Source organism: uncultured Jatrophihabitans sp., assembly GCF_964246335.1.
Lineage (GTDB): Bacteria > Actinomycetota > Actinomycetes > Mycobacteriales > Jatrophihabitantaceae > Jatrophihabitans.
This window is the reverse complement of the sequence record NZ_CAXTQF010000078.1, coordinates 1-14,860: the sequence shown is the minus strand read 5'-3', so window position 1 is coordinate 14,860 and position 14,860 is coordinate 1. Positions and strand designations below refer to the sequence as shown.

The window sequence follows — 14,860 nt, the reverse complement described above, 5'->3', positions numbered from 1 at the left end:
GCCAGGCGACGCCGAGCGTGCGTGTCGCGGCTGTCTCGACAAGGACAGCCCCTGCGTCGTCGCCCGCCGCGGCGGCTCGCGCCGCAGAGCGCAGAGGGCCGGCGTGTGCGGGCGCGATCTCGCCCGCGGCATGCAGCGCCTCGGCCGGGCGGGCGCCGGCCTGCAGTTCGCCGGCGAGCAGGCGCACCGCGGCCAGCAGTTCGGCGTGCGCGCGAAGGGCGCTGCGGGTGCGCGCCGCATCGCGCAGCAGCACTGCCGCGACCCCGGACACCGCGGCCACCGCGACCGCCAGTGCGGGGCCGACGAGCACGCCCGTGCCGACGATCATCAGCGCCGCGCCCGGTGGCACGACTCGCTGCCAGGCGACCGGCCGACGCGCCGGCCGCTGTGCCGGCGGCGGCGCAACGCGCGACGCTGCGGCCAACGCAAGTGCCCGCGCGGGCAGTGCCGACGGCGTCGCGAGCACCACCAAGGCGAGCGCCAACGCCAACCAGCCCGCCGGCGTCACGGCGCCACCACCCGTGCGTCCAGCACCGCGCGCAGGTCTGCGGCGCCCGGGCCGTCGCCGGTCAACCGGTCCCACACCGGCACGACGCGCAGCGCGTCGCCGACGCGGTGCAGCATCCCGATCTCGGCGACGGCACGCAGGCCGTCCCGACCGCGGCGCAGGTGCACGACGAGGTCGATCGCGCTGGCCACCAGGCTCGTCACCGCCGGCGCCGCGAGCCCGGCCAGCGCGCCGAGTGCCGCGAAGCGTGCCGGCACGTCGGCGGCGGAGTTCGCGTGCAGTGTCGCCGCGCTGCCCTCGTGGCCGGTGTTCAGCGCGACCAGCAGCTCCACCATCTCGGCGCCGCGGAATTCGCCGACGATGAGCCGGTCCGGGCGCATCCGCAATGCCTGCCGGACGAGTTCGCGCAACCCGATCGCGCCCGCCCCCTCGACATTCGCGCCGCGGCACACCAGGCGCACGAGATGCGGGTGCGCGGCCACCAGCTCCGCGGCGTCCTCGATGACCAGCACGCGCTCGGTCGGCGGTATCTCGTCGAGCAACGCCCCGAGCAGCGTCGTCTTTCCGGTGCCGGTGCCACCGGTGACCACGAACGCCAACCTGGCGGCGACGACCGCACGCAGCAGCTCGGCGATCTCGGCCGGTGCAGCGCCGCCGGCGACCAGCGAGTCGAGATCGTGCCGGCGGCGGGCGAGCACCCGCAGCGAGATCGTCGTGCACGGGGCGAGCGGTGCCAGCGCAGCGTGCAACCGGGTGCCGTCGGGCAGGACGGCGTCGACGAACGGAGCGGCGTCGTCGAGACGCCGCCCCGCCGCTGCGGCAAGACGCTGCGCCAACCGGCGCACCGCGGCGTCGTCGGCGAAGGAGACATGAACGCGTTCCATGCCGTGGCCGCGATCGATCCACACCGAGTCCGGCGCATTGACCAACACATCGGTGACGCTCGGCGTCGCAAGCAACGGCTCGAGCGGTCCGGCGCCGTGCAATTCGGCCGCAACGTCACGGCGCAGCCGGGCGAAGACCGCGTCGTCCACGATGCCGTGCGACTCCGCGCGCACGGCCGCGTCGAGTCGGCCCGGCGGATGCGCCTCCGTCACGAGGCGGCGGCGCACCCGGTCGACCAGCGCGTCGGTCATGCCGTGGCCAACTGCAGGGCGAATCCGTCGAGCACGCCGGCAGCGACGTCGACCAGTGCGCGCGGCAGCTTCTGCAGCTCCAGCCTGCGCAGGCTCAACGCCGGCAGCTGCCCGAGCAACGGCACGCCGACCAGAGTCACCACCTGCTCGACCGGCAGGCCGCCGGGGCGGACCAACGCACCGATCGGCAGTTCCGGCAGCGAATCCACCTGCATGTGTGCCGCCGCGGCACCGGAAAGATCGCCGCGGACGACGACCACGACGAGGTCGCAGCGCAACAACGCCGCGGCGCGTGCGGCACACTGCACGCGCGGCAGATCGACGACGACGGTGTCGACATCGAGATCGACGGCGTCGAGCACCTGGCCAACTGCCGCCGGATCCAGCTCGTCGACGTCCGCGGCCAGCACAGGACACCCGAACCACGCAGGTACGCCGGCCAGCAACGCCTGGGCGTCGAGCTCGCCGCCGGCCACCCGCACGCCCGACCAGCGCGCGCCGGAGGCGCCCTCGATGCCGAGCGCCACGTCGACACCGCCGCCCACGACGTCGAGATCGATCAGCAGGGCCGGCCCACTGAGGGCCGCCGTCGCAGCGAGGACAGCAGCGAACAAGGACGCACCGACCCCGCCACTGCCACCGACCACCCCGATCACCCGCGCCATGTGCACGACGCAACCACTGTCGACGAGCGCGGGTCAGCAGGCACCGGTCAGTTGTGGACAAGAAGCGGCCTGTGGACGGCGGATTTGACAACTCCGCGTCACCCAGCCGGCCCGCGGCACCGTCGCCGTATCGTGACGGCGTGGCGACACCGGCGCGCACCGCGGCGTTCTTCGATCTCGACAAGACGATCATCGCCAAATCGAGCGTGCTCGCTTTCGGGCGGCCGTTCTACCAGAGCGGTTTGATCAACCGCCGCGCCGTGCTCCGCAGCGCTTATGCACAGTTCATGTTCGCGCTGTCCGGCGCCGACGCCGACCAGATCGAGCGCATGCGCGAGTACCTGACCAGCATGTGCAGCGGGTGGGACGTCTCCCAGGTGCGCGACATCGTCTCCGAGACCCTGCACGACATCATTGATCCGATCGTCTACGACGAGGCGGTCGACCTCATCGCGATGCACAAGGCCGCCGGCCGCGACGTCGTCATCGTCAGCACGTCCGGCGAGGAGGTCGTCGCCCCGATCGGCGCGATGCTCGGCGCGGACGACGTCGTCGCCACCCAGATGGTGGTCGAGGACGGCAAGTACACCGGCGAGATCAGCCGCTACGCGTACGGCAAGGAGAAGGCGGTGGCCGTCCTCGCCCTGGCTGACGAACGCGGTTACGACCTGGCCGGCAGCTACGCCTACTCCGATTCGGCCACCGACATACCGATGCTCGAGGCCGTCGGGCACGCGTTCGCGGTGAACGCCGACCGTGCGTTACGCAAAGCCGCCGCCGAGCACGACTGGCCGCTGCTCACGTTCTCCAACGCGGTGCCGCTGCGCGAACGCATCGCCGGCATGCGTCCTGAGCACCCGGTGATCTCGGCCGGCGTGGTGGGTGCAGGCGTCGCCGCTGCCGGCCTTGCCTGGTACGCCACCCGGCATCGCACCAACCGCGCCTGATCACTCCTTGCCCGGTCCGCAAAAAGCACACCTGACGACACGCCGACGAAGGGTTGCGTGACCTGCGTCACAGGCGTCCAATTCCCAGGACGGACGATGCACGTCGATGGCGGTCCCGCCCCCAGCGGACAACGTCCCGGCACGGACAACACGGGTACCCACGCGGCGATCCCACCACGCACAGGTGAGTCGGCGCGGGACTGCGGCAACGCTGCCGTGGACCGCACCTGACATTTCCGCACAGGGCACGCTTGGTAACCCGTCGAGCCCGCGCATCGACTACGGCGTCGCTGTTGCAGCGGCGCCGTCGTCGTGTCGCGGCAGGAGCCGCAGGTTAGCCGCAGCAGCCACAGCAGCCGCAGGTCAGCCGCGCGCCATCGCCTCGCAGATCGCCACGGCCTCGAGCGCACCCGCGGCCACCGCATCGGCACAGTGCACGAGCCACGACGCGATGCCCTCGCGGGTACCGGTGCGATACGCGCCCAGTGCGGCGTCGTAGTCCGCGCGCAGTTCGCGATGGCCGGCCTCGACGACCGTCAGCGACTTGGGGTCAAGACCGCGGTCGACGAGCGTCAGCCGCACCGCAGCACGAGCCACCACGCCCGACACCGGCGCGAACGCGTCGAGCGCCAGCAGTTCGCCGTGCACGATGCCGGCGACGACGACCGCGGGCACCGACGTCGCGGCCAGCACCTCGGCGAGCGTGTCCAACCGCTGCGCTGCCAGCGGCGCCGGGCGGCCCAGTTCGTCTGCGGCGACGAGGTCGGCGGCGGCCAGCGCATGCAGCCGCGCCAGCACCTGCCGCGGCGCCGGGCGCCAGGTGTCCACCAGCGCGCCGATCGCCGACTGCGCACGCAGCGCACCCTGCACCACCGGGTCGTCGGCCGCGGCGCCCGAACGCACGTCGGCGAGCGGCACCTCGTGGCCGGCCAGCCACGCCGACGCCCACGCGCCGCGCAACGCCGACTCCGCAGAGACGTCCGGCGAGCGGCGGCGCAACGTGCGGTTGCCCAGCAGCGCGTCCACCGCCGCGCGGGCATGGTCGACACCGTCGGCGACGCCCGGCAGGTCCAGCAGCGGGGCGAGCGGATCGGCAGTCACGACTTCGCAGGCTAACGACGCGCCGTGCACAAGAAGCGCCTGCACCGGGTGCGCGGCACCCGCCCGGACTGAAATGATGCTGCGACCACCGCTTGGCGACGACCACGGTGCCCGGACCGATGCCGCAGCCACCGCGGCGCACGCATGAGGGAGTCGACCGTGACGGCGAGCAACAGCACCGCCCCGAAACCCACGCCACAGGTCGGCACGTCCGCCGCACCGGCGACCGAGCGCCCGTCCACGACCCCGGCGACCACGAGCGCGGAGCCGAGCATCGGCGATCTCGTGCACACCGTGCTCACCGAGTCGTCCAACCTGCTGCAGAAGGAGATCGCGCTCGCGAAGCTGGAGCTGCGCGCCACGGTCAAGAACGCCGGCACCGGCGCGGGCATGTTCGCCGCCGCGGCGGTCGTGCTCGTCTTCTCGCTCACCTTCGGCTTCTTCGCCCTCGCCGAGGGCATCGCCGCGCTCGGCCTCGACCGCTGGCTGGCCTTCCTCATCGTGTTCGTCGCACAGTTGGTCGTCGTCGGCGCGCTCGTCTTCCTCGGCATCAAGAAGATCAAGAAGGCGAAGGCGCCGGAGCGCACGATCCGCACCACCAAGGAGACTGTCGACTACCTGAAGCAGTCGCGGAACTCCTGACCACGCCATGGGGTTCGGTCCGCTTCCGGGTGCGCCGGACAGCTCTGTCGTTCTCCTCGACGGACCGTGGACGCATCGCACGGTGCGCGCCAACGGCATCGCCCTGCACGTCGCGGAGATCGGCTCAGGCCCGCTCGTGCTGTTGCTGCACGGCTTCCCGCAGTTCTGGTGGGGCTGGCACCAGCAGCTCACCGACCTCGCCGACGCCGGCTACCGCGCCGTCGCTGTCGACCTGCGCGGTTACGGCGCGAGCGACAAGCCACCGCGCGGCTACGACTCCCCCACGTTGGGCGCGGACGTCGCGGCACTGGTGACCTCGCTCGGCGAGTCGTCGGCGACGATCGTCGGCACCGACGTCGGCGGCACGCTCGCGTGGACGGTCGCGGCCCGGGCCCCACACGTCGTGCGCAGCGTCGTGATCGTCGGCGCCGCGCACCCGCTGCGGATGCGTGAGGAGTTGCGCCCGGGTGCGGGTCCTGCGCAACGGCACGCCTCGTCGTACGCGCTGCGCACGTTCCAGGTGCCACGACGCGCCGAGAACCTGCTCTCGCGCGACTCGTCGTGGGTGCGCGAGCTCTACGACCGGTGGACCGGTCCGCGCTGGCGCGGCACGCCGCGCTACGTCGCCGACGTCGAGCGGTACGCGCAGGCGATGCGCATCCACCCGGTGTCCTACTGCGCGGCCGAGCACTTCCGCTGGGAGCTGCGGTCGGTCTTCCGCAGCGACGGGCGCGCCTACGCACGTTCGCTGCGGGCGCCGATCAGCGCGCCGGTACTGCACCTGCACGGCGACTTCGACACCTGCGTGCTGCCGTCGACGGCGCAGGGCTCCGGCCGCTACGTCAGCGGCGAGTACGAGTGGCGGCTGCTCGACGGCGTCGGCCACTTCGCGCACAACGAGGTGCCCGACGTCGTCAGCGGCGAGCTCGTGCGCTGGGTCAAGACCCACTGACGCGTCAGTCGGACGTGCAACCCTGCGTGCTCACCGCGCTGCTCTGGCTCTGGCCTTTGCGGGCGTCGGCGCGGATCTGGTCGTCACTCAGCACGTATCCGGTGTCGTCGTTGGCGAGCGCGCGGGCGAACACCATGCCGAGCACCGAGCCGTTGTCGTTGATCAGCGGACCGCCGGAGTTGCCGCTGCGCACAGTGCCGCGCACGGAGTAGATCTCGCGCTGCACGCCACGCTGGTCGTAGATGTCGCGGCCGCCGACCGTCGACTTCTCCCGCACGCGTGCCGGGCCCGCGGTGAACGGGCCGTTCTCCGGATAGCCGAGCACGACCGCCGAGTCGCCAGTCTTGGCCGGGGACGACGCGAAGGACAGCGGGGTTGCGTTCAGGTCGGGCACCGCCAGCACCGCGACGTCGCTCTGCGGGTCGAACAGGACGACGCGCGCCGCGAGCGGCCCCTGATCGGTCTGGACCACCAGCCGGCGGGTGCCGGCGACGACGTGCGCGTTGGTCAGCACGCGGTGCTTGGCGTACACGAAGCCCGAGCCCTCGATCTCGCGCTGGCACTCCGGCGCCTGCCCGAGGATCTTGAACGTCGAGCGGCGCACGCCCTGCACGACGCGTTGCTGCGCCGGCGTCAACTGCGAGGGCGACGGGACGTCGACGATGTTCGCCGGCGGCAGGTCGCCGAACACCGGCGGGAAGCCGCTCTGGTCCAGGAAGGCACGCAACGACGAGTACAGGCTGCGCACGCCCTGCGGCACCGAGTCGTTGACGCCACGCACGATCTTCGACTGGCTCGCCTCGGACGCCAGCGTCGGATAGGGCGACGACGCCAGCGGCACCGCGATCATCCATGCCACCAGCAGCACCGACAGCACGCCGAGCACCGCGCCGACGGCCGAGTCGACCGGGCGGCCACGGCCGCGCACGATGCGGTTCTTCAGCCGGCCGCCGAGGTAGACGGCGAGGATCTGGCCGATGGTCGCCAGCACGAGCACGCACACGATCGCGACCGGGACCTGCGCCCGGCCGTCGGCGACCCGCGAGCCCAGCGGCTCGGCCAACTGCGCGCCGATCGCCGCGCCGCCGAAGAAGCCGATCAGCGAGCAGACACCGATCACCGCTCCGCTGCGGAAACCGCCGATGCCGTAGGCGATAGCCGCCAGGACGATGATGATGTCGAGCAGGTTCACACGTCAGCCCGTCTTCACGACGAGCGTGCCGTATTGGCCCTGCGCCCGGTGGAACGTGCAGACGAAGCTGTAGCGACCTGGCGCGGGCGCGGTGAACGTCGCGGACTGCGTCTGTCCCGCGTCGACCTCGCCGATCGCCAGACCGGGCACCGACGGGGCTTGGATGTTGTGCGGGGGTCCGCCGCCGGGCGCGACGTTCTTGAGCACGACACGCACCTTGCCCGGGTGCACGGTGATCGTCGACGGGTGGAAGCGCAGGTCCGGGCCGCTGGTCATGACGACCTGCTGCACGCCGCCGACCGGCGACGCGGTGGCATCGCCCGAGTGCGGGTTCTTGGCGACAGCCGACTTGCTGTTCGAGCAGCCGGACGCGATGCAGGCGACGACGCCCAGCAACACTGCGGCCCGCCGCGCGCGCGACGCATGGGGCCCGGACATGCGTAGACCGTACCTGCGCGGTTTACGCGTGATCGCGGCGTCGGTCAGGGCAGCGGGGGCAGCGGACGCAGGACGTCCTGGTCCCACGGTTGCGCCCAGCCGCCGAAGGTGAGCAGCCGGTCGAGCAGGCCCGCGGTGAACCCCCACACGAACAGCCCGGCGGCGCTGAATCCCGGGCCGACGATGCCGGACGGGTGCTGCACGCAGAACCGGTTGGCCGGGTCCGCGAGCTCGGCGATCGGTACCAACGCAACGCCGGCCACCTCGGCCGGGTCGACGACGCGCACCTCGTGCGGGTGCTGCCACCACGCGAGCACCGGCGTCACGACGAACTGCGTCACCGGGATGAACACGGCCGGCAGGTCGGCGAGCACCCGCACGCTCGCCGGGTCGAGCCCGACCTCCTCGCTGGCCTCGCGCAGCGCAGCGGCGTCGGCGGACGCGTCGCCCGGGTCCAGCGAGCCACCCGGGAAGGCCACCTGGCCGGCGTGCTGGCGCATGTCGGCGGCGCGCTCGATGAGCAGCACCGACGGTCCGCGATCGGTGTCGGCGAAGACCATCAACACGGCCGACTGGCGACCGCTGCCGTCGGCCGGCGGCAGGAACCGCGACAGCTGCGTGGGATCGAGGTCGCGCGCCTGCGTAGCGAGCTGTCGCAACCATTCCGGCAGCTCGTCGGTGACGATCTCGCTCGTCACGTTTCGATCATCTGCTGTTCGGTCTTGACGAGCTTGGCCGCGACCTGCGGGTCGGTGGGACCGTCGCCGAACGACGGGCACATCCGGGCGAGCGGGCACACGCCGCACGCAGGTTTACGCGAGTGGCACATCCGGCGGCCGTGGAAGATCGCCCGGTGCGAGAAGATCGTCCATTCGCTGCGCGGGATGAGCTCGGCGACGACGTGCTCGACCTTGACCGGGTCCGTCTCGGCCGTCCAGCCCCACCGGCGCACCATCCGCCCGAAGTGCGTATCGACGGTCAGTCCCGGGATGTCGAACGCGTTGCCCAGCACGACGTTGGCGGTTTTGCGGCCGAAACCGGGCAGCGTTACCAGCTCATCGAGGGTGTGCGGGACCTCGCCGTCGAAGCGCTCGATCAGCTGCTCGCCGAGCCTGATCAGCGACGTGGTCTTGTTGCGGAAGAAGCCCGTCGGCTTGATGAGCGTCTCGAGCTCGGCACGGTCGGCGCCGGCGTATGCCGCGGCGTCCGGGTACCGCGCGAACACCCGGGGCGTGACCTCGTTGACCCGCTTGTCCGTGCACTGGGCCGAGAGGATCGTCGCGACGGAGAGCTCGAGCGGCGTCGTGAAGTCGAGCTCGCAGTGTGCCTCCGGGTACAGCTGGGCGAGCTCGCGATTGATGCGGCGGGCGCGGCGTTTGAGCGCAAGGGGCGACTCGGACGGATCGACCCGGTTGATCGCGGGCTTGCTGGCTGATCTGGTCCGGGGCGGCACGCCGCCGAGCCTATGCCGCAGCTATGACCTGCGGGTACGGCACAATCGACAGCACCATGTTGGGCTTCCTGTTGCTGCTGTTCCCGTTCGTCCTGCTCGGATTCGTGATCTTCATGGGTCGGGTCGAGGCGCCGCTGAACCGCATCAACACCGCGAACGAGCGTGAGATCGAGACGCTGCTCGACACCGGCACCCGCGAGGAGCTGAACACCTTCGTGCGCGAGGGCACCGATTCTGCGTTGCGCCGGCTGCGCAAGCGGCTGCGGCCGAACCGTCGACGCCGCGGCGGGCGTCGCGCCGAGAACTGATCAGCTCCCGGAGCTGATCGACGCCGGGTTTACTAGACTCCCGTCGAGACTGTGACATGGCTCGCATCGCGAGCGACGAGGAGCTGCATCAGTGGACGAGATTCTGCGCAGGGCGGGGCTGTTCCAAGGGGTCGACCCGGCGGACGTCGAGGCGTTGTCCGGCGAGTTCGAGATGGTCGAGGCGCCGCGCGGCGCGGTGCTGTTCAACGAGGGTGAGCCCGGCGACAGCCTGTACATCGTGCTGTCCGGCAAGGTGAAGCTCGGTCGCCGCTCGCCGGACGGCCGGGAGAACCTGGTCGCCATCTACGGGCCGTCCGACCAGTTCGGCGAGCTGTCGCTGTTCGACCCGGGCCCGCGCACGGCCACCGCCACCGTCGTCACCGACGCGCGGCTCGCCCGGCTGCCCAAGTCCGCGCTGCAGAACTGGGCCACCGACCGGCCGCAGATCGCGATGCAGCTGCTGCGTGTGGTCGCGCGCCGGCTGCGGCGCACCAACACGATGCTCGCCGACCTGATCTTCGTCGATGTGCCGGGGCGGGTCGCCAAGCAGCTGCTGCAGCTCGCGCAACGCTTCGGCTCGATCGACGGTGGTCAGCTAAGGGTCACGCACGACCTGACGCAGGAGGAGCTCGCGCAGCTCGTCGGCGCCTCGCGCGAGACGGTGAACAAGGCGCTGGCCGACTTCGCGTCGCGCGGCTGGCTGCGCCTGGAGGGCAAGAGTGTGGTCATCCTGGACCGCGAACGCCTCGCCCGCCGCGCCCGCTGACGGGCGGTTGACCTGGCCGACGCCGATGTGCGGGACGCGTGCTCGGTCGTTGGCGGCACAGTCCGCACCCGGTATCGGGCATTCGCGCCCTCGGTGATCGACTGACCGCTCGCAGTCGGTACCGAGTCGTGCCGCGCGGCGGCCACGGGTGTCACGGCGCTCCTGCGGAGGCGATGAGGTGGATGCAGACCTGGTCAGTCAGGCACTCGTGGTCTTCACGGGCAAGGGATTGTCGCCATTCCCTGTTCGGAACGTGGACCGGTTCGCAGGACACTTCGGCGCGCTGACAGCCGCTGACCTGGCTGCCGAAGTGCAGCGGCTACACGACGAGTTCTACAAAGTCGAGCCGCGAGCGGACGAGTCCCTGGTCGTCGCCGCCGACCGGGCCACCGCCGTCTTCGTCGCACGCCACCCGGAGCTGACGAGCGATGCGGTCGACGCGCTTCGCTGGTGCTACACCTACGACTGGAAGTGAGGGCCCAGTCCGAAGCTATGCACCCGCGCGGAGGTAGTCGAGCTGGGCGGCCACGGACAGCTCCGCCGCCCACCACACGGCCTGGTCGACGTCGGCGTAGACGAGCTCGACGATCTGCCGCGCGGACGCCTGCGCGCCGAGCTCGCGCAGTGCGCCACGCACCTGCTCCAGCCGCTCCGCGCGGTGCGTGAGGTACTGCCCCGCGACCTCGGCCACCGACGGCAGTTCCGGTCCGTGCCCGGGCAGCACGCTCACGTCGCCGAGCCCGTGCAAACGTTGCAGCGAGTCCAGGTACGGGCCGAGCACGCCGTCCGGGTGCGCGACGACGGTGGTGCCGCGGCCGAGGATCGTGTCACCGGTGAGCACGGCCGCCACGTCGTCGGCCGCGTCAAGGGCGAACGACACCGAGTCCGCCGTGTGCCCCGGCGTCGCGAGCACGCGCAGCCGGATCCCCGCGGCCTCGAGGGTCTCGCCGTCCGCCAGCACCGCGCCGCCGTGGCAGTGGGCGGCATCGGCGGCACGGACCGAGGCGCCGGTGGCCTCGTGCAGCGCCGCCGCGGCACCACTGTGGTCGTGATGGCCGTGCGTCAGCAGCACCAGCGCGACCTCGCCGGCGGCTTCCAGCACCGCAGCCAGGTGCGCGTCGTCCTCCTCGCCCGGATCGACGACGACGCAACCGCGTGCCGGGCCGCCGCGCAACAGCCAGGTGTTCGTGCCGTCGAGCGTCATCGGACCGGGATTGGCCTGCAGCAGCACCGATGCGTTCGGCAGCACGGGCCGCACCGTCTCGTACGCCGGATGGGTCATGGCTGCGGGATCGTAACCGTGAGCCCGTCGGGCAGGCGGACGGACACGACGCCGTCCTCGCCGACCAGCAGCTCCGGCTCGACCGGTTCGAGCGAGCGTTGCGCCGCCGCGGTCAACACGTCGGCCGCCGTGCGGAAGGGCAACAGCGAGGTCAAGGTCGCCATCGTCGGCGGCAGCAGCTTGCGCTCGCCACGCTGTGCCTCCTCGATCGCCGCAGCCACCGACACCCAACCCGCCGCGCTCGACTCGGTGGTGACGTCGCGGGCCTGCGCCTCGGCCGGCAGCACGCACACGAAGAAGCGGGTGTCGTAACGGCGCGTCTCGCCGGCCGGTGTGATCCATCGCGACCACGGCGCCAGCACCGCCGCGTCCAGTACGAGCTCGTGCTCGGCCAGCAGCGCGCCGAACGGCAACGACCCGCCCTCGACCTCGGCCCGCCGCTCGCCGAGGTCGCGCGTCGGCACGGTGAGCAGGACGCCGGTCTCCTCGAACGTCTCCCGCAGCGCAGCGCCGAGCAGCGCGTGCGCCAGCTCAGGTGAACAGCGCAGGCGCGCCGCGAGCGCCGGCACATCGGCGCCGCGCAGCGGCAGGTCCGCATCGGCGACATCCACCCGACCGCCGGGAAAGACGGACATGCCCGCGGCGAACGCCATCTGGGTCACCCGGGTGAGCAGCCAGACGTCGAGACCGTCCGCGGCGTCGCGCAGCAGCACGACCGTCGCGGCATCACGTACCGGCACGTCGCCGACCGGTGAGCTCATCAGGCCAGCTCGACGATCAGCTCGATCTCGACCGGCGAGTCCAGCGGCAGCGACGCCACGCCGACCGCCGAGCGGGCGTGCGCCCCGGCGTCGCCAAAGATCTCGCCCAGCAGTTCGCTCGCCCCGTTGACGACGGCGGGGTGCCCGGTGAATTCCGGCACGCAGGCGACGTAGCCGACCACCTTGACGACGCCCGCGACGTCGTCGAGTCCGGCGAGCGCGTGCACCGCGGCCAGCGCGTTCAGCGCGGCCACCCGAGCGAGTGCGTGGGCGTCCTCCGGCGACACCGCACCGCCGACCTTGCCGGTCTGCGGCAGCGCGCCGTCGATCATCGGCAGCTGCCCGGCGGTGAACACGACCTGCCCGCTGCGCCGGGCAGGCTGGTAGGCGGCGAGCGGCGCCACGACCGGCGGCAGCGTCAGGCCGAGCTCGGCCAGCCGGGCGAGCGGTGACAAGGACGCTGTGGACGGCGGTGGCGGCGTCGACATGACCCGACCGTAGCCGCCCGTCCCGGCAGCGGGCCGACACCGGCCGGGCGCGGTGCAGCTCACGCCCGCCCGGCCCCGGGGCGACGCGCGTTCCGGTGCCCATACGCTGGACCGATGAGTGCGTACCGCCCCCCGGTCGCCGAGCGGACGCGGTCCGCCGCCGGGCTCGCGCCGGGCATCCCGACCACGGCGCGGCTGCACGTCGTCACCGGCAAGGGCGGCACCGGCAAGACCACGGTGGCGGCCGCGCTCGCCGTCGCGCTGGCCCAGACGGGCCGCAAGGTGCTCCTCGTCGAGGTCGAGGGCCGGCAGGCCATCGCGCAGCTGTTCGACACGCCGCCGATGACCTACGGCGAGCGGCGGCTGGCCGGGGTGGAGAACGGCGGTCAGCTGTTCGGGCTGGCCGTCGACGCCGAGCAGGCGATGATCGAGTACCTGGACATGTTCTACGGCCTGCGCCGTTCCGCGCGCGGGCTGCGCAAGATCGGCGCCGTCGACTTCGTCACGACGCTCGCTCCGGGCCTGCGCGACGTGCTGCTCACCGGCAAGGTCAAGGAATCCACCGTCCGCACCGAGAACGGCAAGCACGTCTACGACGCCGTCGTGCTGGACGCACCGCCGACGGGGCGGATCACCCGCTTCCTCGACGCCACCCGCGAGGTCGCGAAGCTGACAAAGTTCGGGCCGATCAACAGCCAGAGCGAAGGCGTCATCAAGTTGCTGCACGGGCCGCAGACCGCGGTGCATCTCGTGACGCTGCTCGAGGAGATGCCGGTGCAGGAGACGATCGACGCAGCCGCCGGCCTCGCGGAGCTCGGCTTCCGGCTGGGTTCGGTGATCGTCAACCGGGCGCGTCCGACGCTGTTGGACGCCGGCCTCGTGCCGGACGGCGTCGTCGACGAGCAGCAGCTGGCGGCCGGCCTGAAGCTGGCCGGGGTCGGCGCCCGCAACACCTCCGCGATCGCGGCCGAGATGGTCGACTACGCGCAGCGCCAACGCGTCCAGGAGACCAACGCGGCGCGGCTGGACGAGCTGGCGTTGCCGCGCATCGTCCTGCCCGACCTCAACCCGCCGGTCGAGCTCGGCGAGCTCAAGGACCTCGCCCGGATGTTCTTCACGAGCGAGGTCGCATGAGCACGCCGCTGGACGTCGCGAAGCTCGTGCGCGACCCGGCGACGCGCGTCGTCGTCACCTGCGGCAGCGGCGGCGTCGGCAAGACGACGACGGCCGCGGCCATGGCGATGATCGGCGCGCAGGCCGGGCGGCGCACCGTCGTGCTCACCATCGACCCGGCCCGCCGGCTCGCGCAGTCGATGGGGCTCACCGAGCTCGACAACACCCCGCGAGCGGTCAAGGGCGCCACCGACGGCGCGGCTCCCGGCGGCGAGCTGTTCGCGATGATGCTGGACATGAAGCGCACGTTCGACGACGTCGTGCTCGAGCACTCGACGCCCGAACGCGCCGAGCAGATCTTCGCCAATCCCTTCTACCAGTCGCTGTCCTCGTCGTTCGCCGGGACGCAGGAGTACATGGCGATGGAGAAGCTCGGTCAGCTCGTGGCCGCCGACGAATGGGATCTCGTCGTCGTCGACACGCCGCCGTCGCGCTCGGCCCTCGACTTCCTGGACGCCCCGAACCGGTTGGGTCGTTTCCTCGACGGCCGGATGGTCAAGTTGCTGACCGCCCCGGCGAAGGCCGGCGGCAGGGCCTACGTCAAGGTCGTCACCGCGGGCGTCGGCGTCGTCGCGCGGGCCTTCACGAAGATCATCGGTGGCGAGCTGCTGAACGACCTGTCGACGTTCGTCAGCGCGCTGGAGTCGATGTTCGGCGGCTTCCGCGAACGCGCCCAGCACACCTACGAGCTGCTCAAGCGACCGGGCACCGCGTTCGTCGTCGTCGCCACGCCGGAGCCCGACGCGCTGCGGGAGGCCTCCTACTTCGTCGAGCGTCTCGACGCCGACCAGATGCCGTTGGCGGGGGTGATCGTCAACCGGGCGCACATGGCCGCGCCGGTGCCGGGCGGCAAACCGCTCACCGCCGCCTACGCCGAGGGCGCCGCGGAGACGCTGGCCGCGGCCCCGGACGCGCCGGACCCCCGCGCCGCGCAGCTGGCCGAGGCGGCGCTGCGGGTGCACGCGGAGGTCGCGGCCGTCGCCGAACACGACGCGCGGATGACGAAGCGGTTCGCCGCGGCGCACCCGTCGGTGGCGCTGGTCAGCGT

18 protein-coding genes and 1 pseudogene are annotated in these 14,860 nt (G+C 72.1%); 8 read left to right on the top strand and 11 right to left on the bottom strand.

Features of this window, described 5'->3' with window-relative positions; all coding sequences use genetic code 11:
* The 3 genes and pseudogenes from ACFFCN_RS16640 to ACFFCN_RS16630 form a co-directional block, all read right to left on the bottom strand.
* Nucleotides 1–508: pseudogene (locus ACFFCN_RS16640) on the bottom strand (hypothetical protein); the annotation flags it as partial.
* Nucleotides 505–1,644: a TadA family conjugal transfer-associated ATPase gene (locus tag ACFFCN_RS16635; RefSeq protein WP_375493455.1), complete on the bottom strand. Its 1,140-nt coding sequence runs from the start codon at nt 1,642–1,644 to the stop codon at nt 505–507. The pseudogene ACFFCN_RS16640 and the gene ACFFCN_RS16635, both read right to left, overlap by 4 nt.
* Nucleotides 1,641–2,309: a pilus assembly protein FlpE gene (locus ACFFCN_RS16630; RefSeq protein WP_375493453.1), complete on the bottom strand. Its 669-nt coding sequence runs from the start codon at nt 2,307–2,309 to the stop codon at nt 1,641–1,643. The genes ACFFCN_RS16635 and ACFFCN_RS16630 overlap by 4 nt, the downstream gene beginning before the upstream one ends.
* 140 nt (nt 2,310–2,449) lie before the next feature.
* On the opposite strand from ACFFCN_RS16630, the gene ACFFCN_RS16625 reads away from it, so the two are divergent.
* A complete protein-coding gene (locus ACFFCN_RS16625) occupies nt 2,450–3,256 on the top strand; it encodes an HAD family hydrolase (RefSeq protein ID WP_375493451.1) in 807 nt (268 codons plus the stop codon).
* Between the two features lie 363 nt (nt 3,257–3,619).
* On the opposite strand, the gene ACFFCN_RS16620 is transcribed toward ACFFCN_RS16625, so the two are convergent.
* Nucleotides 3,620–4,357, bottom strand: coding sequence for an oxidoreductase (locus tag ACFFCN_RS16620; protein ID WP_375493449.1), 738 nt, complete (start codon nt 4,355–4,357; stop codon nt 3,620–3,622).
* A 159-nt stretch (nt 4,358–4,516) separates the two neighbouring features.
* On the opposite strand from ACFFCN_RS16620, the gene ACFFCN_RS16615 reads away from it, so the two are divergent.
* Together ACFFCN_RS16615 and ACFFCN_RS16610 are read left to right on the top strand one after the other, a co-directional pair.
* Nucleotides 4,517–4,999, top strand: a complete 483-nt coding sequence (locus ACFFCN_RS16615) for a phage holin family protein (protein WP_375493447.1) — start codon at nt 4,517–4,519, stop codon at nt 4,997–4,999.
* Between the two features lie 7 nt (nt 5,000–5,006).
* The gene (locus tag ACFFCN_RS16610; protein ID WP_375493446.1) at nt 5,007–5,951 is read left to right on the top strand and encodes an alpha/beta fold hydrolase; all 945 of its coding nucleotides are present in this window, start codon (nt 5,007–5,009) and stop codon (nt 5,949–5,951) included.
* 4 nt (nt 5,952–5,955) lie between these two features.
* Here ACFFCN_RS16610 and ACFFCN_RS16605 read toward each other — a convergent pair whose 3' ends face one another.
* The 4 genes from ACFFCN_RS16605 to nth are packed head-to-tail and all read right to left on the bottom strand — an operon-like array spanning nt 5,956 to nt 8,998.
* The gene (locus ACFFCN_RS16605; protein WP_375493444.1) at nt 5,956–7,143 is read right to left on the bottom strand and encodes a MarP family serine protease; all 1,188 of its coding nucleotides are present in this window, start codon (nt 7,141–7,143) and stop codon (nt 5,956–5,958) included.
* 3 nt (nt 7,144–7,146) lie between these two features.
* Nucleotides 7,147–7,581 carry a plastocyanin/azurin family copper-binding protein gene (locus ACFFCN_RS16600; protein ID WP_375493442.1) on the bottom strand — a complete coding sequence of 145 codons (435 nt, stop codon included), beginning with the start codon at nt 7,579–7,581 and terminating at the stop codon, nt 7,147–7,149.
* 44 nt (nt 7,582–7,625) lie between these two features.
* The gene (locus ACFFCN_RS16595) at nt 7,626–8,279 is read right to left on the bottom strand and encodes an NUDIX hydrolase (protein WP_375493441.1); all 654 of its coding nucleotides are present in this window, start codon (nt 8,277–8,279) and stop codon (nt 7,626–7,628) included.
* Nucleotides 8,276–8,998, bottom strand: coding sequence for an endonuclease III (gene nth / locus ACFFCN_RS16590; protein ID WP_375493457.1), 723 nt, complete (start codon nt 8,996–8,998; stop codon nt 8,276–8,278). The genes ACFFCN_RS16595 and nth overlap by 4 nt, the downstream gene beginning before the upstream one ends.
* A 92-nt stretch (nt 8,999–9,090) precedes the next feature.
* On the opposite strand from nth, the gene ACFFCN_RS16585 reads away from it, so the two are divergent.
* The 3 genes from ACFFCN_RS16585 (at nt 9,091) to ACFFCN_RS16575 (ending at nt 10,583) form a co-directional block, all read left to right on the top strand.
* Nucleotides 9,091–9,342, top strand: a complete 252-nt coding sequence (locus ACFFCN_RS16585; protein ID WP_375493440.1) for a hypothetical protein — start codon at nt 9,091–9,093, stop codon at nt 9,340–9,342.
* A gap of 91 nt (nt 9,343–9,433) precedes the next feature.
* A complete protein-coding gene (locus ACFFCN_RS16580) occupies nt 9,434–10,108 on the top strand; it encodes a Crp/Fnr family transcriptional regulator (RefSeq protein WP_375493438.1) in 675 nt (224 codons plus the stop codon).
* Between the two features lie 178 nt (nt 10,109–10,286).
* Nucleotides 10,287–10,583 (top strand): hypothetical protein, encoded by a 297-nt coding sequence (locus ACFFCN_RS16575; protein WP_375493437.1) that lies wholly within the window; start codon nt 10,287–10,289, stop codon nt 10,581–10,583.
* A 15-nt stretch (nt 10,584–10,598) separates the two neighbouring features.
* Here ACFFCN_RS16575 and ACFFCN_RS16570 read toward each other — a convergent pair whose 3' ends face one another.
* Genes ACFFCN_RS16570 through ACFFCN_RS16560 form a run of 3 tightly spaced genes read right to left on the bottom strand, consistent with a single transcriptional unit; the run spans nt 10,599 to nt 12,639 of the window.
* Complete coding sequence (locus tag ACFFCN_RS16570) at nt 10,599–11,390, bottom strand: MBL fold metallo-hydrolase (RefSeq protein ID WP_375493436.1); 792 nt, start codon at nt 11,388–11,390, stop codon at nt 10,599–10,601.
* Complete coding sequence (locus tag ACFFCN_RS16565; RefSeq protein WP_375493434.1) at nt 11,387–12,151, bottom strand: NUDIX hydrolase; 765 nt, start codon at nt 12,149–12,151, stop codon at nt 11,387–11,389. The genes ACFFCN_RS16570 and ACFFCN_RS16565 overlap by 4 nt, the downstream gene beginning before the upstream one ends.
* Nucleotides 12,151–12,639, bottom strand: a complete 489-nt coding sequence (locus ACFFCN_RS16560; protein ID WP_375493433.1) for a RidA family protein — start codon at nt 12,637–12,639, stop codon at nt 12,151–12,153. Before ACFFCN_RS16560 ends, ACFFCN_RS16565 begins: the two co-directional genes overlap by 1 nt.
* A gap of 114 nt (nt 12,640–12,753) precedes the next feature.
* On the opposite strand from ACFFCN_RS16560, the gene ACFFCN_RS16555 reads away from it, so the two are divergent.
* Together ACFFCN_RS16555 and ACFFCN_RS16550 are read left to right on the top strand one after the other, a co-directional pair.
* Nucleotides 12,754–13,773 carry an ArsA-related P-loop ATPase gene (locus ACFFCN_RS16555; RefSeq protein WP_375493431.1) on the top strand — a complete coding sequence of 340 codons (1,020 nt, stop codon included), beginning with the start codon at nt 12,754–12,756 and terminating at the stop codon, nt 13,771–13,773.
* On the top strand, nt 13,770–14,860 hold a 1,091-nt coding region (locus ACFFCN_RS16550; RefSeq protein WP_375493429.1), incomplete at its 3' end, for an ArsA family ATPase. The genes ACFFCN_RS16555 and ACFFCN_RS16550, both read left to right, overlap by 4 nt.